Source organism: Nonomuraea sp. PA05, assembly GCF_008086045.1.
GTDB classification, from domain to species: Bacteria; Actinomycetota; Actinomycetes; order Streptosporangiales; family Streptosporangiaceae; genus Nonomuraea; species Nonomuraea monospora.
This window is the reverse complement of record NZ_VSEY01000005.1, coordinates 359,282-384,697: the sequence shown is the minus strand read 5'-3', so window position 1 is coordinate 384,697 and position 25,416 is coordinate 359,282. Positions and strand designations below refer to the sequence as shown.

Here is a 25,416-nt window from a genome sequence, read left to right as displayed (position 1 = left end):
CCCCCCCCCCCGCCGCCCCCCCCCCCCCCCCCCCCCCCCCCCCCCACGCCGACCAGGAGCCCCGATGAACACCCCCGCGGGCGCGCTGCCCCCGGACACCCGTCTCACCCCGCCCCGCCGCCGCCCCGTCACCACGGCCACCGCCACCATCACGGTGGCCGTCGTGATCGCCCACGTGCTGGCCTGGAACGGCACCGAGTTTTCCCCTGCCGCCCTCGTGCAGGGCTGGCGCGGCATGGCGGACTTCGTCGGCCAGGCCCTGCCCCCGGACCTGTCGTGGGACGGGGTGCTGCTGCCGGGACTGCGGGCGGCGCTCGTCACGCTGGGCATCGGCCTGCTGGGCACCACCTTCTCGGTGCCCTTCGCGCTCGTCCTGGCGCTGCTGGCCGCCCGGACGACGGCGCCGGGACGCTGGGCGTACCAGGCGGCCCGCTCGGTGCTGTCGTTCCTGCGCGCCGTGCCCGACGTCGTCTTCGCGCTGGTCTTCGTCACCGCCGTGGGCCTCGGCCCGTTCGCGGGCGTGCTGGCGCTGATCTTCCACAACACGGGCGTGATGGGCAAGCTGTGGGCCGAGGCGATGGAGGAGATCGACCTCGGCCCGCGTGACGCGCTGCGCGTGGGCGGCGCGTCCGGTGTGCAGGCCGCCGCGCACGCGGTGCTGCCCGCCGTGGTGCCGCAGTTCGTCGGGCTGCTGCTCTACCGCTTCGACGTGAACGTGCGCTCGTCGCTGGTGCTCGGCCTGGTGGGGGCCGGCGGCATCGGCTTCCTGGTCAACCAGTCGATCAAGCTGTTCAGGTTCGACGAGATGGTCACCCATCTGGCGATCGTGATGGTGCTGGTGGTCGCGGTGGATCAGCTTTCCGCGTACGTGCGCCGCCGCATCGGCGGTTAGCTCAGACGGGCAGGGTCTCGCCGTGCGCGCCGCCCTCCACGGCCGCCACGTAGGCGCCGGCGACGTCGGCCACCGGGGTGCCGCCGGAGGGGTCCATGCCCAGGGCGAGCAGGGTCTCGCGAACCCAGCCGGGGCTGACCACGTTCAGGCGCACACCGCGCGGCGTCTCGATCGCGGCGGACCGGACGAACGCCTCCAGCCCCGCGTTCACCAGGTGGCCGAGCGAGCTGCCCGGGATCGGCTCGGCGAAGCGCCCGCTGGTGATCGTGATCGATCCGCCGTCGCGGACGTGCGGGAGCGCCCTGCGGACCAGGTTCACCTGCCCGATGAGCTTGCCTCGCATCCCGCGCCAGTACTCCTCGTCCGACGGCGTGTCCAACGGGCTCAGGCCGCCGCTCACCGCGCAGCACACCACCGCGTCCACCGGCCCGGTCGCGGCGAACAGCGCGTCGAGGGAGCCGGTGTCGTCCAGGTCCACGCGTACGGGGCCGCGGCGCGATCCGAGCACCACGTCGTGGCGCGGCTCCAGTGCCCGCGCGACCGCGCTGCCGATGGTTCCCGTCGCGCCGATCAAGATGATCTTCACTTCCGTCTTCCGTTCCGTTCGGTGTCAGCGGCCTCCGGCCCGCTCGCGTAGCGCCCTCTCCAGGGCCCGCAGCGCGGGAACGGCTCGTACCAGGGCCTCCTGGTGCTCGTCGGAGAGCCTGGCGAGCGTCTCGTCCAGGAAGCGGGCCCTGCCCTCCTCGATCAGCCGCGCGTTCTCCAGGGCCTTCGCCGTGGGCCGCAGCCGCGCGGCCCGCCGATCGTCCGGGTCGCTCTCCCGCACGACCAGCCCCAGCTCGGACAGGTGCCGCAGCGCCGCGCTCACGTTGCTGGGCTTCATCCCGGTCTCCACCGCGAGCCGCCCCGGGCTGACGCCGGGCCGGTGCACGATGATCCGCAGCAGCTCCACCTCCGTGGCGGGCAGCGGCTCGACGTCGCGTTCGCGTGCGGCGCCGCGCCGGACGGCCCGGCTGACGTCGCGCAGGACGGGCGGCAGGTCTCGAAGGGTGGCGGAGTTCTCCACCGCTCCAGGGTAATATATTTATGTATACATAAATAACTAAGTTGGAGAAGACCAGTGTCCACGCCCCCTGCGAGGCCCGGCGTGTCCGGGCCGCTGCTGCTCGTGCTCGCCCTGCTGTCCGCGATGGCGCCGTTCGCGACGGACATGTACCTGCCCGCCTTCACCGGCCTGGCCGCCGACCTCGGCGCCGGCGCGGCCGGCGTGCAGCTCACGCTGACCACGTTCCTGTTCGGGCTGGCCGCGGGCCAGCTCGTCATCGGCCCGCTGTCCGACCGGTTCGGCCGTCGCGGCCCCCTCCTGCTGGCCACCGCCGTGGCCACCCTCGCCGGGGTGTTGTGCGCGCTGACCCCGAACATCTGGTTCCTGGTCGGCGCGCGCTTCCTGCAAGGCTTCGCCGGGGCGGCCGGCATCGTCATCGGCCGGGCCGTGGCCGCCGACCGGGTGTCCGGGCCCGCCGTGGCCAAGATCTTCTCGCTGCTGGCCAGCATCGGCGGCATCGCTCCCGTCGTCGCCCCGCTGGCCGGCGGGGCGCTGGCGCCGCTGGGCTGGCGCAGCGAGTTCTGGGCGCTGACGGGCATCTCCGCGCTGATGCTGATCGGCTCGCTGCTGGTGGTGCCCGAGTCGCTGCCGCCCGAGCGCCGCCACACCGGCGGCCTGGCCGCCACCGGCCGCACCATGCGGCGGCTGCTCGGCGACCGCGGGTACGTCGGCTACACCTGCGCCTTCGCCCTCGGCTTCACCGGCCTGATGGGCTACATCTCCGCCTCGCCGTTCGTCATCCAGAACGTCCTCGGCCTGTCCACCGCGGCCTACACCGTCACCTTCGCGGTCAACGCGCTCGGCCTGCTGTGCGCCGGGCTGCTCACCGCCCGGCTGGTCGGCCGGGTCAGCCCGCGCAAGCTGCTGGGGCGCGGGCAGCTCGTCATCCTGGTGATGTCCGCCGTCCTGCTGGCGCTGCTCGTCGCGGGCGCGCCCGCCGCCGTGGTGCTGCCCGCGCTGTTCCTGCTGGTCAGCTCGTTCACCTTCGTGCTCGGTACGGCGTCCGCGCTGGCCATCGGCCGCGCCCCCGGCGCGTCCGGCACCGCGTCCGCGCTGATGGGGTCGCTGCAGTTCACGCTCGGGGCGGTGGTCTCGCCGCTGGTCGGGCTGGGCGGCGAGGACACCGCGATCCCCATGGGCGGCACGCTGGTCGTCGCGGCGGTGCTCGGCATCGGCGCCACCCGGCTCACCAGGGGCGCCGCGCCCGCGCCCGGCCACCGCGACGCGCCCGCCGACGCCACGGCGACCGCCGACCAGTGACCGGCCCCACCGGAACACGGCCCCCAGGCCAGTGACCGGCCCTGCCCAAGCGCGGCCCGCAGGTCAGCGACCGGCCCCGCTGGGAGCGGGCGACGCCGGGCGGTGGCCGCTCTTGGCCTGCTGCACCAGCTCGTATATATGCCCTCTGAGCTGCGCGAACCGCGGCAGCGAACGGGTGGTGAGCTGGTCACGCCCGTCGGGCAGGTCGATGGCGACCTCTTCGAGCACGACCGTGGGCGAGTTCGACAGCACGATCACCAGCTGCCCCAGATACACCGACTCGTCGATGTCGTGGGTGACGAACAGCACGGTGACACCGAGCCGCCGCCACAGGGAGCGGACGAGGTCCTCCAGGTCGGCGCGCGTCTGGGCGTCCACGGCGGCGAACGGCTCGTCCATCAGCAGCAGGTGCGGCTCGTACGCGACCGCGCGGGCGATCGCCACCCGCTGCTGCATGCCGCCGGAGAGCTGCCACGGGTGCGCGTCGTGCGCGTCGGCCAGGCCGACGGCCTCCAGCGCCTCGGCGACGAGCTCCCGCCGCCGCGCCCTGGGCACCCGCTTCTCCTTCAGCGGCAGCTCGACGTTCTGGCGGACGGTCATCCACGGGAACAGGCTGCGGCCGTACTCCTGGAAGACCACGGCCATGCCGGGCGGCGGGCCGGTGACCCGCTCGCCTTCCAGCACCACCGCGCCGCCGGTGCTGTCCAGCAGCCCGGCGATGCACTTGAGCAGGGTGGTCTTGCCCGCGCCCGACGGCCCGACGATGCAGACCAGCTCGCCCGCGCCGACGGTGAAGGTCAGGTCGCGGACGGCCTCGACGCTGCGGCCCCGTCCCTCGTAGACCTTCCGCAGGCCTCGGACGTCCAGCATCGCCGGGGGTGTGGTGGTCATCTCAGCCCTCTCGCTGTGCCGTGCGCAAACCGGTGTACCAGCTCAGCAGCCGGGCCTCGGCCAGCCGGAACAGCATCGACAACACGATGCCGATCAGTCCGAGCAGGATGATGCCCGTCCACATCTGCGGGATCGCGAAGCTGCGCTGGAATTGGATGATGGTGAAGCCCAGGCCGTTGCTCGCGGCGAACATCTCGCTGATGACCATCAGGATGATCCCGATGGACAGCGCCTGCCTGGCGCCCGCCGCGATCTGCGGGCTCGCCCCCCGCAGCACCAGGTGCAGCAGCCGCGAGCGGCGGCTGAACCGGTAGCTGCGGGCGGTGTCGCGCAGCACCTCGTCCACCGCGCGCACCCCCTCCACCGTGTTCAGCAGCACCGGCCACACGCACCCCGAGACGATCACCAGGACCTTCATGCCGTTCCCGATGCCGGCGAACAACATCAGGATCGGCACCAGCACCGGCGACGGGATGGCCCTGAAGAACTCCAGGACCGGCTCCAGCAGGCCACGCAGCGTGCGCGACGAGCCGATCGCGACGCCCAGGCCCACGCCGAGCAGCACCGCCGCCAGGAAACCCGCCAGCAGCCTGGCCAGGCTGGGCAGCACGTCGGAGGTGAACCGGCCGGTGAACCAGGTCTCGCCGAACGCGCCGGCGATCTGGCTCAGCGGCGGCCAGAAGAAGTTGAGGCTGCCCGCCGTCGCCACCCACCACGCCGCGATGAGCAGCACCGGGACGGCCAGCAGGAGCAGGATCCGCCGTGCCGCGTTCACGACACCTCCAGGCGTACCGAGGGGTGCCAGCGCAGCGCCCGGCGCTCGGTGGCCCGCGCGATCACGTTGACGGCCACGCCGATCAGGCCGACGACGATGACCAGCGCGTACATCGAGGCCACCGCACCGGACGTCTGCGACACCGCGATCTGCTTGCCGAGGCCCGGCGAGCCGATGATCAGTTCGCCGGTGATCTCCAGGATCAGCGCCACCGCCGCGCCCAGCCGGAACCCGGTCATCACGTACGGCAGCGCGGTCGGCCACACCACCGTGCGCACCTGGGTCAGCGGGCGGAACCGGTAGGAGCGTGCCGTCTCCCTGGCGACCGGGTCCACGTCGCGCACCCCGTACAGGACCTGGACCAGCACCTGCCAGAACGAGGCGTACACGACCAGCAGGAGCGTCGAGCGCATGTCCGTGCCGAACAGCAGCACGGCCAGCGGGATCAGCGCCACCGACGGGATGGGCCGCAGGAACTCGATCGTCGAGTTCAGCGCCGCCCGCACCAGCGGCAGGCCGCCGATCACGATGCCCAGCACGACGCCCGCGGCCATCGCGACGGCCAGGCCGATCGCCCAGCCGCGCAGCGTCTCCAGCAGCGACTGCCAGAACTCGGCCGTCGCCGCCTGCTCCGCCAGGGCCGCGACCATGGCGGAGAACGGCGGCAGGTACCGCTCGTCCACCAGCCCGGCCCTGGGCGCCACCTCCACCACCGTGACCAGCCCGGCCAGGCCGATCAGGCCGAGGAGCCAGGAGGGCAGCCTCATGGGCGCAGCCCCGCGAGGTCGGGGGCCTTGTCGATGAGGCCGTCCTGGAGGGCGAGCTTCGACAGCGTCTCCAGCGAGGCCGCGTCCACCTCCGCCGGGTACGTCGGCAGCGTGAGCGACTCGGTCAGCGCCGGGTCGATCTTCGTGTACGTGCCCAGAACCTTGCGCACGGCGTCCGGGTTCTCGGTGGCGTACTTGAGCGACTTCTGCATCGCCGCGCTGAAGCGCTTGACCAGGTCGGCCTTGGCGGCGGCGGTCTGCTGGGAGGTGAAGTAGCCGGCGATGGCCAGGTTGGGCGCGGTGTCGACGTAGTTGGAGGCGATCACCCGGTCCCCGTTCTTCTTGGCGGTCGCCAGGAACGGCTCGACGACCTGGACGGCGTCCACGTTGCCCTTGTCGAGGGCGGCGAGCATGTCGGGGAAGGCCAGCTCGGTGAAGCTGACGTTCTTGGCGTCGCCGCCGGCGGCCCTGATCGAGGCCCGCACGGTGGTGTCGTTGATGTTGTTCAGGGTGTTGACCGCGACGCGCTTGCCCGCCAGGTCCTTGGCGGTCTTGATCGGGCTGCCGGCCTTGACGACCACGCCGCCGAAGTCCTTGTCCTGCTCGCCGGTGGAGGCCGCGCCGGGGGCCACCACCTTGAGGGGCAGGCCCTTGGAGGCGGCGACGATCAGCGACGTGAAGTTGCTGAACCCGAAGTCCACCTGGCCGCTGACGACGGCCGGCACGATCGCGGCGCCGCCCTGCGCGGTCACGAGCTCCAGCTTCAGTCCCTCTTCCTTGAAGAATCCCTGCTGGTCGCCCAGGTAGATGGGCGCCACGTCGAGGATGGGGATGACGCTGACCTTCACCGGGGTGGTGCCTGCCGCTGCTGACGTGCCGGCGGGGGCGGGAGTCTGCCCGCCGCCGCACGCGGCGAGCATTAACACGGACGCGGCGGCGGCCAGGGCTGCGCGGGTATTGATCACGGAGCTTCTCCAGGGCGTCGGTCAGGGGGATGGAGATCGGCCACTACATGGGCGGTCGCTTCTCTACGCGATAGGCGACGAGATTGTTGACAATATCGCCTACTATCCGCCGTCACAACCCACCTTGGGCAAGGATGAGACGCCTTTCGGCAAAGATCATGTGCAAGATTGACGACAATCGCTCGAAGCGTCTTCGGCCATCACCAGGCGGGGACGGCGGTTCTGTCGGAGCGGATCTCTATCGTCTGCGCCATGACGATCACCATGCCGGAGGCGGAGCCCGGCGGCGCGGGCGGGCGCGTGAGCGCGTGGCAGGGCGTGGCGCGGGCCGTGGCGGCGGGCGACGCGTCCCGGGCGGCCGACGAGGTGCTGCGGCTCGACGCGGCCGGGCGCCGCGAGGTGGCCCGCCGGCTGCCCGGCCACATCGGCCCGGCCAGGAACACCGCGCAGCTCCCGTTCACCCCTGGCGCGTTCGCCGGAACCGGCGGGCCGGTGGCCGGTAGCTGGGTCGCGGCCATGCGGGTCGCCGGCGCGGGCACGATGGGAGGCGCGGCCGCCGTCGCCGCCTGGATCTTCCGGCGTGACTTCACGAGCTGGGACGAGGAGGAGCGGCTTCCCGTGGGGCCGCTGCTGCGGGTCGTCGCCGCGCGTCCCGCCGAGTGGCAGGCCGACCTGGCCGTACGGGTGGCGGGGCGGCTGCGCGGCACCCGGCGGCAACTGACTGACGGCACCGTCGCGCTGGCGCTGGAGCTGCTGCGGCGTGCCGGGGGGCCGCCGCCCCCGCATGAGCCTCTCGTGGCCGCGTGGGTGTCCACCCCGCCCGACCTCGACCGGGATCCGCTGGCTCCGCACCTGATTCCGCGGCTGTTCGAGGCGGAGGGGGTGGGGCGGGTGCTGCGTGATGATCGGCTCGACGGCGACGGACGCCTCAGCGGCGACGGGCGGCTCGGCCGCGACGGACGCGACGGGCGCGACGGACGCGATGGGCGCGATGGCGGAGGGCGGGGCCGGGGGTCCTGGCTGCGTGCGCTGCGGGACCTCGCCGACGCCGGACGGGTGGAGCGGGAGTCACTGATCGACGGCTGCGTGCGCCGCTTCCTGCGCGGTGGCAGCACCGTTGACCTGCGCTTCTTCGTCCGCCTGCACGACCTGCTCGACCCCGCCCCCAGCCCGGAGCGCGTGCGTGACTACCTGCGGCTCCTGCCCACCGCGCCCGGCCCGGTGGCCGAGCTGGCCCTGCGGCGGTTACGCCCGCGCGACGGAGCCGCGACCGCGCTGGGCGGGGAGGAGGTCAGCGAGGCGGTGACCGCGCTGCTGTTCCGTCCGGAGGGCAAGCTCGTGCGGGCCGGGCTCACCCTGCTCGACCGGTCCGCCCGCGACACCGACGGCCCGCTCGACGCGCTCGCGCCCGCCCTGGCGTCGGCGTTCCTGTGCGAGTCGTACGAGGTCAGGGAGAGGGCGGTCCGGGTGGCCGTCAAGTACGCGGCCCGGTTCACCCCGGCCGGGGCAGAGGCGGTGCGTGAGGCGGCGGGCATCCTGCCGCCGGAGCTGGCGGCAAAGCTGACCGGCCCCTACGGCGCCGTGGCCGGTGGATCGGAGCCCAGCGGCTTCCGGCCCGTCGCACTGCCGGCGTTCGAGCCGCCCGCCCGTCTCCCGTTCCCCGCCCCCATCGAGAACCTCGCCGAGACCTTCGACCGGCTCTACCACGAGTTCTCCTTCGAACGCTGGCTCGACGGCTTCGTCCGCGACCCGGCGGCGAGAAGGCCTCCCGTCCGCACGACGGACCTGTACGACCTGGACGAGTGGTCGAGCCTCAGCCAGTGGACCGAGGCGCTGCTGCGCGAGGCCACCGGCACCGGCCCGCGCGCTCCCCGCCGATGGCTGCCCGACCGGCAACTGGCCGGCTGGCGGCTCCCCGAGCACCATGGCGGCCGCCCGCCGCTGTGGGCCATGCTCCTGCGCTGCGCCGAGCTCCTGAACGCGCTGCGGCGCGGGACGCCGCCCCCGTACCTCCTGGCAACCCCCACCCTCGCGTCCGGCCACATCGACCCCGCCGAGCTGGTCGCCAGGATCGAGGGCTACGAGCGGGCAGGCGTCCACCACCTGCCCGCCGACCTGGAGCAGGCGCTGCTGCGGCTGCCGCGCGAGGTGGGCCCCGGCGTGGTGGCCAGGGCCGGTCGGCTGGCCCGGACGAGTGAGGCGGCCGCCGTTCTGGAGCGCTGGCTGCGGCGGCGTCCCGAGCCTGAGACGTGCGTGGAGTGGCCTCGCGATGTCACCTCCCGCGGCGTCCCGCGCGGGCGCGTGCGGCTGGCGGAGCCGACGGGGATGCCGCTGGTGGACGCGCTGCTGTCCGACCCGCCGCCGCCCTCGGTGCTGGGCGCCGCCCCGACCTGCGATCCGAACCTGTGGCGGCTGATGCTGCCGTCCGATCGCGAGGTGGTGGCCACGCGGCTGCTCTCGCAGGTGTTCACCACCTGGGGAAGCCCTGGTCACGTGCACGGGTTCGTGACGCCGCTGTGTCACCAGGACGGGCCCGTGGGCGAGGGGACGGCGCTGGTGCTGGGCATGCTGCTGGCGGAGCGCGGCTGGCACGCCGAGGGATGCCAGGAGCTGCTGCTGCGCGCGGCCGGCGCCGGGTACCTGCCCGCCGGGGAGTGCGGCAGGCAGCTCGGCCGGTGCTTGCGCGGGGGTGCGGCCGGGTGGAAGGAGGTGAGCGCGGGGCTGGAGGAGGTCGCGCGGAAGGGAGCGCACGGCGAGGTCTGGGAGATCATGCGCGGGTTGCTGCCGGTGTTCCTGCCGGGGGCGGGCGAGCGGGCCCGCGGCAGTCACACCCGCGCCCTGGAGTTCGCGGTGGACGCCTGCCGCTGGGCGGGGGCGCGGGGCACGATCCCCGAGGTGGCGGCGATAGCGGCGCGCAAGGGGGCGAGCGGGCTCGTCCGCGAGGCCCGCCGCCTCCACGAGCACCTCGGCGGCGTGCACCACCAGGCTGACGACTGACCCGCGCCCGCGCCGCCCTGTTCGTCCCGGGTGCCGTCGCGTCCGCAGGACCGTGGTCTCCCCTACGCCGCCTGGCGGCTCCTGCGGCGGGCGAGCAGCGCGGCCAGGTAGCAGCCGCCGATCACCGTCGTGACCACCCCTACGGGCAGCGCGACCGGTGCCAGCAGGAGCTGCGCGGCCAGGTCGGCGGCCAGCAGCAGCACCGCGCCCGACAGCGCCGCCGGAGCCAGGGCCACGCCGGGCGCGCGCGTCAGGAGCCGGCCGATCTGTGGCGCGGCCAGCGCGATGAACACGATGGGCCCGGCCACCGCCGTCACCGTCGCCGTGCAGCCGACGCCCGCCAGCACCATGAGCAGCCGCAGCCGGTCCAGGCGCACCCCGGAGGCGAGCGCCTGCTCGTCGCCGAGCGCCGCCTGCCGCATGGCGGGCGCGAGCGCGGCCAGCAGCAGGGTGAACGCGGCGATGGCCGCGAACGGCAGGACGACCTCGTGCCAGTCCAGGCCGTTCAGCGAGCCGGCGCTCCAGCCGGTGGCGGCCAGGGCCACCTCCATCTCCGCGCGCAGCACGATCCAGGAGTTGACCGCCGTCAGCATGGCGTTCACGGCGATCCCGACGACGATCAGGCGCAGGCCGCCGAGGCCCGAGCCGAGCGACAGGGCGTAGACGGCCGCCGCCGTGAGCAGGCCGCCCACGATGGAGCCGGTCGCCAGGTAGGCGGGCCCGCCGCCCAGCACGGTGATCGCGAACAGCGCTCCCGTGTAGGCGCCCGCGTCCAGGCCGACGATGTCGGGGCTGCCGAGCGGGTTGCGGGTCAGGCTCTGGAAGAGCGCGCCCGCCAGGCCCAGCGCCGCGCCGAACACGAGCGCGGCCAGCACCCGGGGCAGCCGCCACTCCTGCACCACCACGACGTCGTCGCCGTATCCGGCCAGCGCGGCCAGCACGTCGCCCGGCGGCGTCCAGGAGCCGCCGAGGCACAGGCCCAGCAGCCCCAGGCCGAGCGCGGCGAGCAGCAGCACGCCGCACACCGTCAGCGTCCTGCGGTCGGCCCTGATCGAGTAGGCGCCGACGCGCACCACGAGGTGGCGGTTCATGCGGGCACCCGCCCGCGCCGCCGTACCGCCCAGATGAGCACGGGCGCGCCCACGAACGCCGTCACCACGGCGACCGGCACCTCGCCGGTCGGCAGCAGCACGCGCGCGCCGACGTCCGAGGCCAGCAGCAGCACCGGGCCGAGCACCATCGTGTACGCCATCAGCCACGGGATGGACGCGCCCGCCGGACGTCTGGCCAGGTGCGGCACCATGAGCCCCAGGAACGCGATCGGCCCCGCGACGGCGGTGGCGGCCCCGCAGAGCACGGTGACGAGCACCAGGACTATCACCCTGGTGCGCAGCACGTGGCCGCCGAGCGACTGGGCGACGTCGTCCCCGAGCATGAGCGCGTTGAGCGGCCGGGCGATCAGGGCCGCGCACACCAGCGCGACCACGATCGTCACGGCGGGCAGCAGGAGCGGCACCTGCTCGTGCCCGGCCAGCGACCCCATCGACCAGAACCGGTAGCGGTCGAACACGTCCGGCAGCATCAGGCGCAGGCCGAGCGAGATCCCGGCGAGCACGGAGCTGAGCGCCACGCCGGTCAGAACCAGGCGCAGCGGCGCGTCCGAGCCGACCGCGTACACCAGGACGGCCGCCAGCACGGCGCCGAGCGAGGCCAGCATGAGCTGCGCCACCTGGCCGCCCGCCAGCCCCAGCACGCCGCCGATGTTGATCGCGAAGCCGGCGCCCGCGGTGACGCCCAGGATGCCGGGCTCCGCGAGCGGGTTGCGGGTCAGCGTCTGGACCAGCATGCCGGCGGTGGCGAGCGCCGCCCCGACGCAGATGCCGAGCAGCGTGCGCGGCCCCCGCACGTCGTGCACGATCAGGTACGCCTCACCACCGCCGCCCGAGGCGCCTCCCGCGCCGCCTCCCGAGCCGGTGAGCGCCTGCCAGATCTCGGCAGGCGCGATGGCCTGCGCCCCGACGCACAGGCTCGCGACCGCCGCGCCGAGCAGCAGCACCACGCAGGCGGCGAGCACGAGCGGGCGTCGAGCCCGCCCGGCGAGCAGCCCGACGGACGGCCCAGCGGACGGCCCGGCAGGCGGCCCGGCAGGCGGCCCAGCAGGCGGCCCAGCAGGCGGCCCAGCAGGCGGCCCAGCAGGCGGCCCAGCAGGCGGCCCAGCAGGCGGCCCGGCAGGCGGCCCGGTGCCGTCGCCCGGCCCCTGCCGCCCAGCTCGGTCAGTCGTCGTCAAGATCGGCGACTCCGCGCTTCCAGTAGCCGGTGAACAGCGACTCCATCCGCCCGGCGCTCCACGCGCGCAGCGGCTTGATGTCGTTCGCCTCGCCCGCCGCGAACAGGAACGTCGGCACGTCCGGCAACCTGAGCCCCTGCACGGTCTCGGCCAGCGACGACTTCTCACCGTCCCGGACGAGCCAGATCACCTCCACGCCGTCCCGCTTCTCCAGCGGGTAGGCGTGCTCGACGGGGTCGTCGGCGTCGATCACCAGGTGCGCCGAGACGCCGGCCGGCGCCTCCTCCAGCCATCGGGCCGCCGCGGGCAGCGCGGTGGTGTCGACCGCGAACACGTAGTGCCCGTAGGACGGCGCGAAGGTCTTGGTCCCCGGAGGCCCGGCGACCGCCACTTCGTCGCCGATCTCGGCGGTCTCCGCCCACGCGGCGGCCACGCCGCCCTCGTGCAGCACGATGTCGAGGTCCAGCTCGCGCGCGGCGGCGTCGTAGCGGCGCACGGTGTACTTGCGCGTCGTGGGGAACGGCTTGGGCCAGTCCAGCATCTGCTGGTCGTTGGGCACCGGGAGCCGGCGCGTGCCGTCGGGGTCGGGGAAGACGATCCTGATGTGGTCGTCGCACACGTAGCTGTGGAAGCCGTCGAGCCCGGGGCCCGTCAGGGTGAGGCGGAGCATGCGCGGGGTGACGAGCTCGCGCCTGCCGACGGTGACGGTGCGGATCTCGATCGGGTACGGGATGCGGGTCAGGCCGGTCCCGGTGGCGTGGTGGGCGGCCACCTTGGGGCCGGGGTCGCCGCGGTCGATGCTCATTTCTCTCCCAGCGGCGCGAGCGCCTGGTCGACGGCGTCCAGGGTCTTGATCGCGGCGCTGTAGGTGGCCGCCTCCGTGTAGCGGATGGGGAAGGTCTTGCCGGCCTTGACGGCGGGCAGGTTCTTCCACAGCTCGGAGTCGAGCACGTACTTGACGGACTCGTTCGGGGTGCCGTCCGGCTGCACCGAGTACGTGATCGCGTCGGCCTCGCCGAGGCTCGCGGTCAGCTCCTCGATCGAGGGGTACTCGGAGACGTCCTTGCTGCCGCCGCCCTTCACCTTGACCTGGCCGTAGTAGCTGACGCCGACGTCCTGGGCGATGTTGGTGCCCCACGAGCCGGCGAACTCGCGCTGGAAGGTGCCCTTGGCGACCTCCCCGTACGCGCCGACGTGGCCGAACTTCAGGCCCGCCAGCGCGTCCTTGTACTTGGCCGTCAGCTCGGCCGCCTTCTTCTCGTAGGCGGCCTTGGCCTGCCCGAAGTTGGTGGCCCGGCCGGCGGCGTCGGACTGGCGCTGGGACAGCTCGCGCCACGCGGACGGGATGGTGGGGCCGATCGCGACGACGGGCGCGATGGACTTCAGCCGCTCCACGTCCACGTCGGCCAGCACGGGGGCCGGGACGCCGATGACGATGAGGTCGGGCTTGACCTTGGCGATGGCCTCGTAGTTGGTCTCGGCCGCGGCCTCGCCGGCGACCTTCTCCAGCCGGTCGTAGGTGGCCCGGTCCTCCTCCGACATCAGCGGCAGGCCGCGCTGCCAGGAGGAGATGCCGACCAGGGCGGCGTCGGCCTCGATGAGCGCGGGAACCGCGTAGCCCGTGGCGACGACCCGCTTGGGGTCGGCCGGGATGGTGATCTGGCCGTTGTCCGCGGTGAAGACGCGGGTCGCGGCGGCGGCCGCCGGCTGCTCCGCGGAGCCGGCCGAGCCGCAGCCTGCCACCAGGGCGAGCGTGAGGACGGAGGCTCCGGCGGCGCGCCGGAGCTGAACAGAGTGCATGGACGGGCTTCCTTCGACAGCCTTGAGAACGAACTTAGGTTACCCTTACCAAAGTTGCCGCTGATGTCTCTGGGAGGCCAACCGATGTCGCCGAGACGCCACTCCGTGACGGTCACCGAGCCCGTCGGCACGGACCCGCTCTACTGCGAGGAGTACGGCTACGGCCTCGGCCGGGTCGAGGGCATCCTCGTGCTCAAGTACCGCTCGGCGGCCGTGCTGGAGTTCGGCGAGAGCCGCCAGGACTTCCTGCACCAGCTCTATTGGTCCCCCGACGGCATGCTGTCGACCAGGTACGGCGCCCGCACCCAGTTCGTGGGGCACCGCGAGGCGTTCTGGGCGCATCGGGCCGTCACCCACGAGGTGCGGGCGGCCGACCGGCAGACCGTCTACCGCATCTGCCTGCGCGAGACGCCCCCGGCGCTCACCGGGCTGCGGGCCGGCGCCGTCTCCATGGACCCGGAGGCGGCCAGGCTGATCGAGACCATCGCCCGCCCGTCCTGCGAGGAGGCCGAGGCGTTCGCCGCCAGGGCGCGCCTCATGGCCGGGCTCGGCCCGGCCACCTCCGACTTCGTCGGCCACCACGCGAACGGCACCGGGTTCGCGCTCACCGTGGCGCGGGCGCTGTCGCACGACCCCGGCGACGAGGCCGGGCTGGCGGAGTGGGCAGAGCGGCTGCACGTCAGCGTCAAGACGCTGCAGCGCGACTTCGAGCGGGAGTTCGGCATGCCGTACTCGAAGGTGCGCACCAAGCTGCGGCTCAGCACGTCGCGGGTGCTGCTGGAGACCCGGCCGGTGGCCGAGGTGGCGCACCGCGTCGGCTACTCCAGCCCGTCGGCGTTCATCACCGCCTTCACCAAGGAGTACGGCTGCACGCCCGGCCGCTACGCCGAGCGCGGGTACGACGACGAGGGCTGAGCCGCCTGCAGCAGCTTGGCGGTGATCTGCTTGCGGGAGACGATGCCGAGCTTGGCGAACACCTTGCGCAGGTGCCACTCGACGGTGTGCGGGCTGATGAAGAGCTGGGCGCCGATCTCCGGGTTGGTCAGCCCGTCGCCGGCCAGGCGGGCGATCTGCGCCTCCTGCGCGGTGAGCGCGACGCGCTCCTCCACGCCGCGCCTGCGCACCGTCTCCCCCGTGGCCTGCAGCTCGCGCCTGGCGCGCTCCGCGAACGCCTCCGCCCCCATCCCGCTGAGCGCCTCGTAGGCGACGCCGAGCTGCTCGCGCGCGTCCACGCGGCGGTTCTCCCTGCGCAGCCACTCGCCGTAGAGCAGCCTGGCGCGGGCCAGCGACGTGCGCACCTCCGTGCGGCCCAGCCGCTCGATCGCCTCCCGGTACAGCTCCTCGGCGGACGCTCCCCCGCTCACCTGGGCCCGCGCCATCGCCGAGGTGCCGAGCGCCCAGTCGGTGCCGGCGGCCGCGGCCATCTCGTCGAGCTTCGCGGCGGCCTCGGCGGCGCGGGCCGGCCGTCCGCTCCTGGCGGCGGCCTCGACGAGCTCGATCAGCGAGCGCAGGTACGTGCCGCCGAGCTCCTGGGGGTGCTCCGCGCCCCGCTCGGCCGCGACGTAGGCCTCCTCGTAACGGCCGAGGCCGTTGCCCAGCACCGCGCCCGCCCACTGGGTCGCGGTCAGCACCTTGCCCTCGCCCTGGATGGCCAGGTCGCGGGTGACCGCCTCGCTCGCCTCACGGGTCGCCGCCTCCCTGCCCGTCCACGCCGCCAGCACCAGGGCCGCGTACTGCGCCATGGAGCGGCTGCCCGTCACCTCTCCGATCGTCACAGCCTCGGCGACCAGCGCGTCGGCGGCGGCCAGCTCGCCCGCCAGGACCCGGTTGGCCACCAGCATGTGCAGCGCCGACGGCAGCACCGCCAGCGACCCCGTCTCGCGGGCCAGCTCGACCAGCCTGAACGACAGCACCGACCAGGTCTCGAAGTCCCAGACGTTGTGGGCCATCCGGCAGGCGAACGGCAGCCACCCGAGCCCCTCCTCCCTGGACACCCCGTCGGCGCGGAAGGCCTCCAGGGCCTGGCGCACCAGCGGCACGCCCGCCGCGTACCCCTCGACGGCGGCCCGGGCGACGCCGTCCAGCAGCAGGTTGTTGCGCCTGGGCGGGGGGCCGGGCGGCGCGCCGAGCGTCGCGCCGGCGATGTCCGCCGCCTGGGCGCCGCTGGGCAGGTGACCCGCCGCCATGGCGGCGTTCAGCGCGTCGCGGTAGGTCTCGCGGGCCAGGCCCGCGTCCAGCGGCTCCAGCCGCCTGGCGGCCTTGAGCAGCAGCGGCAGCGCGGCCCCCGCGCTGGTGGAGGCGAACGTGATCTGGCCGCGCAGCAGGTCGGCCTGGGCGCGGTCGCGGTCGCCGAGCGGGCTCAGCTCCGCCGCGTCCAGCAGCTCGAAGGCGGCGTCGTAGCCGCCCGCGCGGTACTTGGCCCTGGCCGCCGCCAGCCCCCTGACGCCGCGCCGCCCGGGATCGGGCGACAGCTCGGCCGCCCGCTCCAGGAACGCTGCCGCCGCCGCCACGCCGCCGCGCGCCTGCGCCCGATCAGCCGAACGCTCCAGCTCCGCGGCCACCTCCTCGTCGGCGAAGGCCGCGGCGTTGGCCAGATGCCACGCCCGCCGGTCGGGATCGGCCTCCGGGTCGGTCGCGTCGGCCAGCGCGCGGTGCACCCGATGCCGGTCCTCCAGCGCCGCCGCCCGGTAGGCCATCGACCGGACGAGAGGATGGCGGAACCGTACGCGCGTGCCGATCGTGATCAGCCCGGCCGCCTCGGCGGGCGCGGCGGCGGCCGCGGTCTCGATGCCGAGCAGCTCCGCCGCCCTGGTCAGCAGCGTCACGTCGCCCACCGGCTCGGCCGCCGCGACCAGCAGCAGGAGCCGCGTGTCGCGCGGCAGCGGCTCGACGCGCCGCAGGAAGCTCTGCTCGATCTGCCCGGCGGGCGGGCGCGCGTCCGGCCGCCCGAAGCCGCCCGCCAGCTCCGCCGGCGTCAACCCGCGCGGCAGCTCCAGCAGGGCCAGCGGGTTGCCCTGCGCCTCGGCCACGATGCGGTCCCTGACCCGCTCGTCCAGCCGCCCGGGGGTCACCGAGTCCAGCACGGCGCGGGCGTCGGCGTCGCCCAGCCGCCCCACCTCGAGCTGCGGCAGCCCGGTCAGCTCCGACCCGGTGAGCCCGGTCAGCTCATCGTCCAGGGACGGCTCGCGTACCGCCAGGACGAGCCCGACCCGCTCGGCGAGCAGCCGCCGCGCCACGAACGCCAGCGTCTGCGCGGAGACCCGGTCCAGCCACTGCGCGTCGTCGATCAGGCAGACCAGCGGCTCCCTGTCGGAGGCGTCGGCGAGCAGGCTGAGCACCGCGAGACCCACCAGGAAACGGTCCGGCGGCGTGCCCGTGCACAGGCCGAACGCCGTGCCCAGCGCGGCGCGCTGCGGCTCCGGCAGCCGGTCGAGCCGGTCGAGGAACGGCGCGCACAACTGGTGCAGGCCGCCGTAGGCCAGCTCCATCTCCGACTCCACGCCCGCCGCCCTGGCGATCCGGCAGCCCGCCGCGCTGTCGCGCGCGTACTCCAGCAGCGCCGACTTGCCGATGCCCGCCTCGCCCCGCAGGACCAGCATCGAGCTGCGGCCTGCCTGGACGGTCGCCACCAGCCGGTCCAGCGCCTCGCACTCGGTTTGCCGGCCACGAAGCCGCGGCCTGGCCTCCCTGCTCACCATGGGCTCCGCTCTCCGCCGATTCGATCAACGACCCTCGAGTCTATGGCTGCCCGGCACCCCCGTCGGCCTGGGCATACCTGACCTGGCCGTGTTGCGGCGCACCTTGCGTCTGATGAATGATTCACGCGTCAGACGCAAGGGGGGCGCGCTTCACGCGTCTTCGGGGGGAAGGGGGGCGCGTGGCCGCGGGAAACTCTGCGCGCGCGGGCTCCCCGATGCTCGTCGGGCGCGAGAGGCAGCTCGAAGCGCTGACCGCCGTGCTGGACGACGCCGTCCGGCACCGGGGTGGCGCCCTCGTGGTGCGGGGAGAGGCCGGGATCGGCAAGTCCGCGCTGTGGGGCGAGGCGTGCGCGATGGCGCGGGAGCGCGGGATGCGGGTGCTGACCACCACGGGGGTGCAGGCGGAGGTGGAGCTGCCGTACGCCGGGATCGGGCATCTGCTGCGCCGCCTGCCGGAGCCGGGATCCCGGTTCGGCGGCGAGTCGCCTTTCCTGGTCGGCGTCGAGGTGCTCGCCCTGCTCGGCGGCCTCGGCGAGCCGGTCCTGTTGGCCGTGGAGGACGCGCACTGGCTGGACCGGGCGAGCTGGGAGGTGCTCACCTTCGTCGCCAGGCGGCTGGAGTCCGACCCGGTCGCGCTCGTGCTGACGGCGCGCGACGGCGACGACGTCGACCGGCTGCTCGCCGCCGCCGCCCTGCCGGAGCTGCCGCTGGAGCCGCTCGCCCCGGAGCCCGCAGGCGCCCTGCTCGACCAGGTCGCCCCCGGCCTGTCGCCCGCTCTGCGCGAGCGGGTGCTCACCGTCTCGGCCGGCAACCCGCTGGGGCTGGTCGAGCTGGGCGGGCTGGCCGCCCGCTCCGGCGGCGCCGCCCTGCTGCCCTCGCGCCTCCCGCTCAGCGCCCGGGTGGAGCGCACGTTCGCCGGGCTGGTCGGCGAGCTGCCCCCGGCGACGCGCGCGCTGCTGCTCGTGGCGGCCCTGGACGACGGCGACGACCTGGACGAGGTGCTCGCGGCGGCGTCCCGGCTGGAGGACCGGCCGGTCACGGCCGACGACCTGGAGCCTGCCGTGGTCAGCCGCCTCGTCGCCGTGGACGAGCAGTACCGGCTGCGCTTCCGCCACCCGCTGCTGCGCTCGGCGCTGCGGCAGTCGGCGGGCGCGGCGCGGCGGCGCCGGGCGCACGCCTGCCTGGCGGCGGTCGTGAGCGGCGACGACCGGCGGGTGTGGCACCGCGCCGCCGCCGCGTCCGGCCCCGACGAGGCGCTGGCCGACGATCTGGCCGCGATGGCGACCCGCAACCGCCACCTGCGGGCCGCCTCCACCGGGCCCGCCGCCATGGAGCGGGCCGCGCAACTCAGCGAGGACCCGCAGAAGCGCGGCAGCAGGCTGTTGTGGGCCGCGGCGATGGCCGACGAGCAGGGCGACGTCGAGGCGATCCGCCGCCTGCTCGGCCTGGTGGACGAGTCCCGGCTGCGCCCGGCTGAACGCGCGCGACTGGCCTGGTTCCGCGAGGTGTACCTGGGCACCGGCTGGAGCGGCAACAGCCGGCTGCGCGTCTACAACGAGCTGATCGACACCATGCGGGCCGCCGGCGACGTCGAGCTCACCCTGGAGTCGCTGACCAACATCAGCCTGCGGTTCTACTGGTCCAACCCGGACGACGACATCCGGATGGAGTTCGTCCGCGTCGCGGAGCTGATCGACGCGCCGCCGGGCGACGTCCGGGTGATGTGCGCGCTGGCCCAGGTGGCGCCGGTCGAGCGGGGGGCGGCCTGCCTGGAGAGGCTGGCGGCACTGCGGCACGACGTGGGCGTGTCGCCGGGTGAGCGTTACGAGCTCGGCCTGGCCGCTTCGGCGCTGGGGGCGTACGAGCTGTCGAACGCCTTTCTGGCGCCCAGCGCGGCCGAGGCGCGGGCGCACGGCAGGATCGGCACGCTGACGCAGGCCCTGGTCAGCCTGGCCTACAACGCGGCCGCCGCCGGCGACACCAGGGCCACCGTGTCCACCGCCTCGGAGGCCATCGCGCTGGCCACGGAGACCCGCCACGCGACGTGGGAGCTGCAGGCCCGGCTGCAGCTCGGCGCGGCGGAGGCGCTGCGCGGCAACGGCGAGACCGCCGACGAGCTCGCCGACGCCGCCGAAAAGATCATCTTCTCGGCGGGCATGCATCCGATGCTGGCGCTGACACAACGCGTCCGCGGCCTGAACGCGCTGGCCGCCGGCCGCTTCGAGGAGGCCTTCCGCCACCTCCAGCGCGCCTTCGACCCGTCCGACGTCGCCTACCACCCCTACGTCCGGCTCACCCTCGCCGGCCACCTGGCCGAGGCGGCGGCGCACTGCGGCGAGCTGGACGAGCTGGCCGCCGTGGTGGCCGAGCTGACCCCGATCGCCGCACGCGGCCACTCCCCCGTCCTCCTCACGGGGCTCCGTTACGCCCGGGCCGTGCTGGCCGACGACGCCGCGGCCTACGACGACGCGCTGGCCGCCGACCTGCGCGACTGGCCGTTCGAACGGGCGCGCCTGCAGCTCACGTACGGCGGATGGCTGCGCAGGCAGCGCCAGGCGGCCGAGTCGCGCCCCCTGCTGCGCGCCGCCGCCGCCGCGTTCGACGCCCTCGGGGCGACGCCATGGGCCGAACGTGCCCGCACCGAGTTGCGCGCCACCGGCGAGTCCCGCCGCAAGCCGATCGACGCCATCGACGCGCTCACGCCGCAGGAGCAGCAGATCGCGCGGCTGGCGGCCGACGGGCTGAGCAACCGGGAGATCGCCGAGCGGCTGTTCCTGTCGCCGCGAACGGTGACGACGCATCTGTATCGGATCTACCCGAAGGTGGGGGTCAAGTCCCGGGGGGAGCTGGCCGCGATGATGGCCGAGCGGGCGTTCTGACGAACGTTACGTACTCCTACGTACGCAGTCGCCGTGTCCTCACTCGTACCGTTTTCAACCATCAGGGGTTGGGAGCGTGGTGGGAGGGGACGTGCTGGGCGAGTCGAGCCTTGAGCTTCTGGAGGATGCGAAACCCCCGGGCCACGAGACCGGGTCGCCCGGCCACGCAGCCGGGCTGCCCGGCCGTAGGGCCGAGTGCGGGCGGCTCGACCGGCTCCTCGCCGACGTGCGTTCCGGCCGCAGCCAGGCGCTGGTGGTGCGCGGTGAGGCGGGCGCGGGCAAGTCGGCGCTGCTGGGCCACCTGATTGCACAGGCCCGCGACTGCCGCGTGGTGTGCGCCGCCGGCGTCCGGTCGGAGTCGCAGGTCCCGTACGCGGCGCTGCACGCACTCTGCGCGCCGATGCTCGACCTCCTGGACACCCTCCCTGGACCGCAGCGCGACGCCCTCGACACCGCTTTCGGCCTGCGCGAAGGACCGCCGCCCGACCGCCTCCTCCTCGGCCTGGCGGTGCTCGGCGTGCTCGCGGCGGCGACCGCGGACCGTCCGCTGGTGTGCGTGATCGACGACGCGCAGTACCTGGACCCCGCCTCGGCCCAGGTCCTCGCCTTCGCCGCCCGCCGCCTCTGCACGGGATCGGTGGCTTGCGTGTTCGCCCTCCGCGACGCCGACCGGACGAGCGAGCTGTCGGGGCTGCCGACGATGGACGTCGCGGGCCTGTTCCCGGACGACGCCCGCGCGCTCCTCCGCTCAGCGGTCCACGGCCCACTGGACGAACAGGTCGGGGAACGCCTGGTCGCCGAGGCCCGCGGCAACCCGAGGGCGCTGCTGGAGCTGGTGCGCGAGTACACCCGCCCGGAGCTGGCGGGCGGCTTCGGCACCCCTGCCGCGAGCACCCTTCCTGGCCACCTGGAGGACGGCTTCCTGCGGCGCCTCGGGCACATGCCCGCCCCCACCCGGCGCCTGTTGCTGCTGGCCGCCGCCGACCCGCTCGGCGACCCGGCGCTGCTGTGGCGGGCCGCCGTCCGGCTCGGCCTCGGCGTCTCTTCCCTCGGCGCCGCCAACGACCTGATCGTCATCGATGTCCGGGTACGTTTCCGGCACCCCCTCATGCGTTCGGCCGTCTACCGGGCGGCCCTGCCGGAGGAGCGACGCCGGGTGCACCTGGCCCTGGCGGAGGCGACCGACGCCACCGCCGCCCCCGACCGGCGCGCCTGGCACCGCGCGCACGCCACCGCGCGCCCGGACGAGGAGGTCGCCGCGGAACTCGAACGCACGGCCACCCGCGCCCGGTCCCGCGGCGGCCTGGCCGCCGTCGCCGCCTTCCTGGAACGCGCGGCCGCGCTGACCCCCGGCCCCCGGCGACGCGCCGAACGCGCGCTGGCCGCCGCCACGGCCAAGCACCTGGCGGGCGCCCCAGCGGCAGCCCTGACCCTGCTGGCCACGGCCGAGGGCGGGCCACTGGACGAGCGGCGTCTCGCCCACGCGCAACTCCTGCGCGCCGTGATCACGAACCCCGGCCACTCCGCCGTCCCGCTGCTGCTCAGCGTCGCCCAGCGCGTCGAACCCCTGGACACCGCCCTGGCCCGCGACACCCACCTCCAAGCCCTGTCGGCGGCGCTCGGCGCCGAAGGCCCCGTCCTCAGGGAGATCGCATCGGCCGCCCGCACAGCACCACCCCCGCCCGCCACCCCCGGAACCGCCGACCTCCTGCTCGACGCCTTGACCGCGCACCTCACCCAGGCCCACGCCACCGCGGCACCGCCCATGCGGCGGGCCCTGACCGCCTTCCTGCGCGCGGACGTCCCCGACGCGGAGCGGCTCCGCTGGTCGCGGCCCGCCCACACCATCGCCATGGCCCTGTGGGACGACACGTCGAGCCGCGAGCTGGCGGATCGGCACGTCCGTGTGATCCGCGAGACGGGCGCGCTCGCCCTGCTGCCCCTGGCGCTGAGCACGCGCCTCATGCTGCTCGCCTTCGAGGGCAGGCTGGACGAGGCGGCATCCGTCGACGAGGAGATCCGCACCCTCGCAGCCGGGACGCGGTCCGGCTCCCCCGGCCTGGCGGCGGGCGACGCGCTCGTCCTGGCGGCCTGGCAGGGGCGGCGGAACGAGCTGATGAGCGAAGGTTCAGGGCTCTCCGTGGCGGTCACCCAGTGGCTCAGGGCCGTGCTCCACAACGGCCTCGGCCGGCACGAGGAGGCCAAGGTGGCCGCCGAGCGCGCCTGTGCCCACCACCCGTCGCCCGGTGCGGCGGCGCAGTGGGCGCCGGTCGAGCTGATCGAGGCGGCCGTCCGCAGCGGCGATCGGGAGCTCGCCGCCCGCACGCTCGACCGGCTCGTTCCCGCCACGCGGGCGAGCGGCACCGACTGGGCGCTCGGGATCGAGGCGCGGTCGCGGGCGCTGCTGGCCCAGGGCGATGAGGCTGACGGGCTGTACCAGGAGGCGATCCGCCGGCTCGGGCGGACCCGCATGCGCGCCGACCTGGCCCGCGCCCACCTGCTCCACGGCGAGTGGCTGCGCGCGGAAGGGCGGCAGGGCGAGGCGCTGGAGCGGCTGCGCACCGCGTTCGAGCTGTTCACGGCGATGGGCATGGCGGGGTTCGCCGGCCGGACGAAGCGCGAGCTGCCCACGGCCGGGGGCGGCGACCGGCTCACGTCGCACGAGGGGCAGATCGTCCGGCTGGTCCGTCAGGGGCTGACGAACAAGGAGATCGCCGGCCACCTGCACGTCAGCCACAAGACCGTCGAGTACCACCTCGGCAAGGTCTACGCCAAGCTGGGCATCGCCTCCCGCCGCGAGCTGGGACGCGTCTCGTGAGCGACGCGCTGGACTACCGGTGGCGGCTGCGGGAGGTGATGGCCGCGCGCGGCATGTTCTCCACCACCGACCTGCGCCCGCCGCTGGCCGAGCGGGGCATCGACCTGTCGCCGAGCCAGGTGTACCGGCTGGTGGCGGAGAAGCCGGAGCGGCTCAGCCTCCGCACGCTGATGGCGCTGCTGGACATCCTGGGCTGCACCATGGAGGACCTGATCGAGCCGGCCCGGTCGGAGCTGACCGACCGGCATCTCAGGAGGACGCCCGCCCTCCCGGCCGCACCAGCCCGCTCTCGTAAGCCAGGATGACGAGCTGCACCCGATCCCGGACGTTCAGCTTGGCGATGGCCCTGGTGATGTGGGTCTTGGCGGTGAGCGGGCTGATGACCAGGCGTTCGGCGATCTCGTTGTTCGACAGGCCGAGCGCCACCAGCTCGACCGCCTCCAGCTCCCGCGACGTCAGCCCCGCCAGCCGCTGCCCCGCGCCGGGCGAGAGGTCCTGCCGGTGGGCGAACTGCTCGACGACGCGGCGGGTCACCCCGGGCGACAGCAGCGCGTCCCCGGCGGCGACGGCGGCGACGGCCCGGCGCAGTTCGGCGGGCTCGACCTCCTTGGTGAGGAAGCCGCTGGCGCCGGCGCGCAGGGCGGCGAAGACGTGCTCGTCGCTGTCGAACGTGGTCAGAATGATCACCCGGCAGCCCGGGACGGCCTGACCGGCGACGATGCGGCGGGTGGCGGTGATCCCGTCGGTGCCCGGCATGCGGATGTCCATGAGGATGACGTCCGGCCTGGTGCTCGCGGCCAGCCGGACGGCCTCGTCGCCGTCCTGGGCCTCGCCGACGACCGTGATGTCCTTGGAGCGCGCCAGCAGGCTGCGGAAGCCGGCCCGGACGAGCGCCTGGTCGTCGGCGAGGAGCACCTTGGTCGTCATGCCGACGAGCCTGCCACAGGGAGATCGGCCCGCACCGTGAAGCCTCCGGGGACCGGCCCGGCGATGAGCGTGCCCCCGAGCGCGCTCACCCGTTCGCGCATGCCGGCCAGGCCGTGGCCTTCGGTGACCGCGGTGACCGCGGTGACGTCGGTGGAGCCGCGCCCGTCGTCGGTGACCTCGACGGTGACCGAGCCGGGCCGGTAGTCGATCGTCACCTGCGCCTTGCTCGCGCCCGCGTGCTTGAGCGTGTTGGCGAGCGACTCCTGGACGACGCGGTAGATGGCGATGGCGGGCATGGCGGGGACGGCGGCGGGGTCGCCGCGCTCGTCCAGCGTCACCTCCAGGCCGGCGGCGCGGGCGTCGGCGACGAGGACGCGCAGCCCGTCCAGGTCCGGCTGCGGGTGGGTGTCGCCGCCGGGGTCGTCGCGCAGCGTCGCGATGAGGGAGCGCAGGTCGGTCATCGCCCGGTTCCGTACGTCCTTGGCCAGGCGCAGCGCCTCGGCCGCCGCCGCCGGGTCATCCTCGTCCAGGGCGTCGGCGGCGACGTTGAGCTGGACGCCGACGAGGGCCAGCGTGTGCGCGATGACGTCGTGCAGCTCGTGCGACACGCGCAGGCGTTCCTCGGCGGCGCGCGCCCTGCCGTCGGTCTCGCGCAGCCGTTCCCGCCAGCGCACCGCGGCGGCGTACGTGAGGCCGGCGACGATGAGGACCACCAGCAGCAGCCCCTCCCCTGCGACGTGGATGAGGTAGCGGGGGACGTTCCGCTCCACGATGAAGCGGGCGTCGATCGCGGAGTAGGCGAGCTGCGCCACGCCGATGAGGGCCACCCAGCGCACGTGGCGCGTGGTGGCGGCGGTGAAGTAGGCCACCGCGATGGGCCAGATCCAGCCGGCGGGAGACCACAGCCCGGCGACGCTGTGATAGGCGAGCACCCCGCAGACCGACAGCAGCAGGACGGTCATCGGCCAGCGGCGTCTGACCAGCAGGACCGCCCCCAGGAACAGGCCGAGCTGGATCGGCCCGTGCCACGGGCCGAGGGGCGTCAGCGAGCGGCCGTGGAGGCCGGTGGCGAGGGCCACCGTGACGAAGAAGACGAGGGTGGCAGCGGCCAGTGCGACGTCGGTGATCCTGGTGAGGTGCCGGACGGGAGCGGGGTCGCGTCGTGGCGGCGCTTCGGCCGCGTGCGGGGGCCAGCGGGCGTGACGGCCGATCAGCCCGGCGACCGTGGCGACGGCTCTCTTGCTCATGGTGTTTCCTCCCGATGACGGCTCGATGGCGGAAACGCTAGGCCTGATCGTTCCGCCGCCGCGTCGTCCATCCACCGTCACCCGGGTGCACACCGTTCGCCGTACGCC

The 25,416-nt window shown here is 74.5% G+C and carries 21 protein-coding genes; 8 read left to right on the top strand and 13 right to left on the bottom strand.

From position 1 onward, the window contains the following. The first annotated feature begins 64 nt into the window (after positions 1–64). Positions 65–892 carry a phosphonate ABC transporter, permease protein PhnE gene (gene phnE, locus FXF51_RS10835; protein ID WP_148434124.1) on the top strand — a complete coding sequence of 276 codons (828 nt, stop codon included), beginning with the start codon at positions 65–67 and terminating at the stop codon, positions 890–892. Position 893: 1 nt separating this feature from the next. Here phnE and FXF51_RS10830 read toward each other — a convergent pair whose 3' ends face one another. Both FXF51_RS10830 and FXF51_RS10825 read right to left on the bottom strand, forming a co-directional pair. Further along, positions 894–1,478, bottom strand: coding sequence for a short chain dehydrogenase (locus FXF51_RS10830; RefSeq protein ID WP_148434123.1), 585 nt, complete (start codon positions 1,476–1,478; stop codon positions 894–896). A gap of 24 nt (positions 1,479–1,502) precedes the next feature. After that, positions 1,503–1,958 carry a MarR family winged helix-turn-helix transcriptional regulator gene (locus FXF51_RS10825; protein WP_187414297.1) on the bottom strand — a complete coding sequence of 152 codons (456 nt, stop codon included), beginning with the start codon at positions 1,956–1,958 and terminating at the stop codon, positions 1,503–1,505. Between the two features lie 54 nt (positions 1,959–2,012). On the opposite strand from FXF51_RS10825, the gene FXF51_RS10820 reads away from it, so the two are divergent. Continuing rightward, positions 2,013–3,257, top strand: a complete 1,245-nt coding sequence (locus FXF51_RS10820) for a multidrug effflux MFS transporter (protein WP_262379415.1) — start codon at positions 2,013–2,015, stop codon at positions 3,255–3,257. A gap of 63 nt (positions 3,258–3,320) precedes the next feature. Here the strand turns inward: FXF51_RS10820 and FXF51_RS10815 are convergent, their stop codons facing one another. The 4 genes from FXF51_RS10815 to FXF51_RS10800 are packed head-to-tail and all read right to left on the bottom strand — an operon-like array spanning position 3,321 to position 6,538. After that, the gene (locus FXF51_RS10815) at positions 3,321–4,127 is read right to left on the bottom strand and encodes an ABC transporter ATP-binding protein (protein ID WP_148434173.1); all 807 of its coding nucleotides are present in this window, start codon (positions 4,125–4,127) and stop codon (positions 3,321–3,323) included. A 22-nt stretch (positions 4,128–4,149) separates the two neighbouring features. Continuing rightward, positions 4,150–4,923 (bottom strand): ABC transporter permease, encoded by a 774-nt coding sequence (locus FXF51_RS10810; RefSeq protein ID WP_148434121.1) that lies wholly within the window; start codon positions 4,921–4,923, stop codon positions 4,150–4,152. Continuing rightward, on the bottom strand, positions 4,920–5,690 hold the full coding sequence (locus FXF51_RS10805) for an ABC transporter permease (protein WP_148434120.1): 771 nt from the start codon (positions 5,688–5,690) through the stop codon (positions 4,920–4,922). Before FXF51_RS10805 ends, FXF51_RS10810 begins: the two co-directional genes overlap by 4 nt. Continuing rightward, positions 5,687–6,538, bottom strand: coding sequence for an ABC transporter substrate-binding protein (locus FXF51_RS10800; protein ID WP_262379414.1), 852 nt, complete (start codon positions 6,536–6,538; stop codon positions 5,687–5,689). The genes FXF51_RS10805 and FXF51_RS10800 overlap by 4 nt, the downstream gene beginning before the upstream one ends. Between FXF51_RS10800 and FXF51_RS60700 the strand changes: the two genes are divergently transcribed. Both FXF51_RS60700 and FXF51_RS60695 read left to right on the top strand, forming a co-directional pair. Beyond that, positions 6,522–6,827: a hypothetical protein gene (locus FXF51_RS60700; RefSeq protein ID WP_187414307.1), complete on the top strand. Its 306-nt coding sequence runs from the start codon at positions 6,522–6,524 to the stop codon at positions 6,825–6,827. The genes FXF51_RS10800 and FXF51_RS60700 overlap by 17 nt on opposite strands. Positions 6,828–6,907: 80 nt before the next feature. Next, positions 6,908–9,652, top strand: coding sequence for a hypothetical protein (locus FXF51_RS60695; RefSeq protein WP_187414296.1), 2,745 nt, complete (start codon positions 6,908–6,910; stop codon positions 9,650–9,652). Positions 9,653–9,714: 62 nt separating this feature from the next. On the opposite strand, the gene FXF51_RS10790 is transcribed toward FXF51_RS60695, so the two are convergent. Genes FXF51_RS10790 through FXF51_RS10775 form a run of 4 tightly spaced genes read right to left on the bottom strand, consistent with a single transcriptional unit; the run spans position 9,715 to position 13,739 of the window. Beyond that, positions 9,715–10,743 (bottom strand): FecCD family ABC transporter permease, encoded by a 1,029-nt coding sequence (locus FXF51_RS10790; protein WP_148434118.1) that lies wholly within the window; start codon positions 10,741–10,743, stop codon positions 9,715–9,717. Then, positions 10,740–11,939, bottom strand: a complete 1,200-nt coding sequence (locus tag FXF51_RS10785; RefSeq protein WP_262379413.1) for a FecCD family ABC transporter permease — start codon at positions 11,937–11,939, stop codon at positions 10,740–10,742. The genes FXF51_RS10790 and FXF51_RS10785 overlap by 4 nt, the downstream gene beginning before the upstream one ends. Continuing rightward, a complete protein-coding gene (locus FXF51_RS10780) occupies positions 11,926–12,744 on the bottom strand; it encodes a siderophore-interacting protein (RefSeq protein ID WP_148434117.1) in 819 nt (272 codons plus the stop codon). Before FXF51_RS10780 ends, FXF51_RS10785 begins: the two co-directional genes overlap by 14 nt. Continuing rightward, positions 12,741–13,739 (bottom strand): ABC transporter substrate-binding protein, encoded by a 999-nt coding sequence (locus FXF51_RS10775; protein ID WP_148434116.1) that lies wholly within the window; start codon positions 13,737–13,739, stop codon positions 12,741–12,743. Before FXF51_RS10775 ends, FXF51_RS10780 begins: the two co-directional genes overlap by 4 nt. An 84-nt stretch (positions 13,740–13,823) precedes the next feature. On the opposite strand from FXF51_RS10775, the gene FXF51_RS10770 reads away from it, so the two are divergent. Continuing rightward, positions 13,824–14,654 (top strand): helix-turn-helix transcriptional regulator, encoded by an 831-nt coding sequence (locus tag FXF51_RS10770; protein ID WP_262379412.1) that lies wholly within the window; start codon positions 13,824–13,826, stop codon positions 14,652–14,654. Here FXF51_RS10770 and FXF51_RS10765 read toward each other — a convergent pair. Continuing rightward, positions 14,621–17,437, bottom strand: coding sequence for a helix-turn-helix transcriptional regulator (locus FXF51_RS10765; protein ID WP_148434114.1), 2,817 nt, complete (start codon positions 17,435–17,437; stop codon positions 14,621–14,623). The genes FXF51_RS10770 and FXF51_RS10765 overlap by 34 nt on opposite strands. Before the next feature lie 179 nt (positions 17,438–17,616). On the opposite strand from FXF51_RS10765, the gene FXF51_RS10760 reads away from it, so the two are divergent. The 3 genes from FXF51_RS10760 to FXF51_RS10750 all read left to right on the top strand — a co-directional run bounded on the left by FXF51_RS10760 (position 17,617) and on the right by FXF51_RS10750 (position 23,439). After that, on the top strand, positions 17,617–20,316 hold the full coding sequence (locus tag FXF51_RS10760) for an AAA family ATPase (RefSeq protein WP_187414295.1): 2,700 nt from the start codon (positions 17,617–17,619) through the stop codon (positions 20,314–20,316). Between the two features lie 76 nt (positions 20,317–20,392). Then, positions 20,393–23,134, top strand: a complete 2,742-nt coding sequence (locus FXF51_RS10755; RefSeq protein ID WP_222871232.1) for a helix-turn-helix transcriptional regulator — start codon at positions 20,393–20,395, stop codon at positions 23,132–23,134. After that, entirely contained in the window at positions 23,131–23,439 is a 309-nt protein-coding gene (locus FXF51_RS10750; RefSeq protein ID WP_187414294.1) for a helix-turn-helix domain-containing protein, read from the top strand. Before FXF51_RS10755 ends, FXF51_RS10750 begins: the two co-directional genes overlap by 4 nt. On the opposite strand, the gene FXF51_RS10745 is transcribed toward FXF51_RS10750, so the two are convergent. Further along, positions 23,384–24,061, bottom strand: coding sequence for a response regulator transcription factor (locus tag FXF51_RS10745; RefSeq protein WP_148434112.1), 678 nt, complete (start codon positions 24,059–24,061; stop codon positions 23,384–23,386). The genes FXF51_RS10750 and FXF51_RS10745 overlap by 56 nt on opposite strands. Next, entirely contained in the window at positions 24,058–25,308 is a 1,251-nt protein-coding gene (locus FXF51_RS10740; RefSeq protein ID WP_148434111.1) for a sensor histidine kinase, read from the bottom strand. The genes FXF51_RS10745 and FXF51_RS10740 overlap by 4 nt, the downstream gene beginning before the upstream one ends. Positions 25,309–25,416 lie beyond the last annotated feature (108 nt).

Coding starts and splice junctions, on each gene's coding strand:
- phnE (WP_148434124.1), top strand. CDS start 65: ATGAACACCCCCGCGGGCGCGCTGCCCCCGGACACCCGTCTCACCCCG.
- FXF51_RS10815 (WP_148434173.1), bottom strand. CDS start 4,127: ATGCTGGACGTCCGAGGCCTGCGGAAGGTCTACGAGGGACGGGGCCGC.
- FXF51_RS10805 (WP_148434120.1), bottom strand. CDS start 5,690: ATGAGGCTGCCCTCCTGGCTCCTCGGCCTGATCGGCCTGGCCGGGCTG.
- FXF51_RS60700 (WP_187414307.1), top strand. CDS start 6,522: ATGACGCTGACCTTCACCGGGGTGGTGCCTGCCGCTGCTGACGTGCCG.
- FXF51_RS60695 (WP_187414296.1), top strand. CDS start 6,908: ATGACGATCACCATGCCGGAGGCGGAGCCCGGCGGCGCGGGCGGGCGC.
- FXF51_RS10790 (WP_148434118.1), bottom strand. CDS start 10,743: ATGAACCGCCACCTCGTGGTGCGCGTCGGCGCCTACTCGATCAGGGCC.
- FXF51_RS10780 (WP_148434117.1), bottom strand. CDS start 12,744: ATGAGCATCGACCGCGGCGACCCCGGCCCCAAGGTGGCCGCCCACCAC.
- FXF51_RS10775 (WP_148434116.1), bottom strand. CDS start 13,739: ATGCACTCTGTTCAGCTCCGGCGCGCCGCCGGAGCCTCCGTCCTCACG.
- FXF51_RS10770 (WP_262379412.1), top strand. CDS start 13,824: ATGTCGCCGAGACGCCACTCCGTGACGGTCACCGAGCCCGTCGGCACG.
- FXF51_RS10765 (WP_148434114.1), bottom strand. CDS start 17,437: ATGGTGAGCAGGGAGGCCAGGCCGCGGCTTCGTGGCCGGCAAACCGAG.
- FXF51_RS10745 (WP_148434112.1), bottom strand. CDS start 24,061: ATGACGACCAAGGTGCTCCTCGCCGACGACCAGGCGCTCGTCCGGGCC.
- FXF51_RS10740 (WP_148434111.1), bottom strand. CDS start 25,308: ATGAGCAAGAGAGCCGTCGCCACGGTCGCCGGGCTGATCGGCCGTCAC.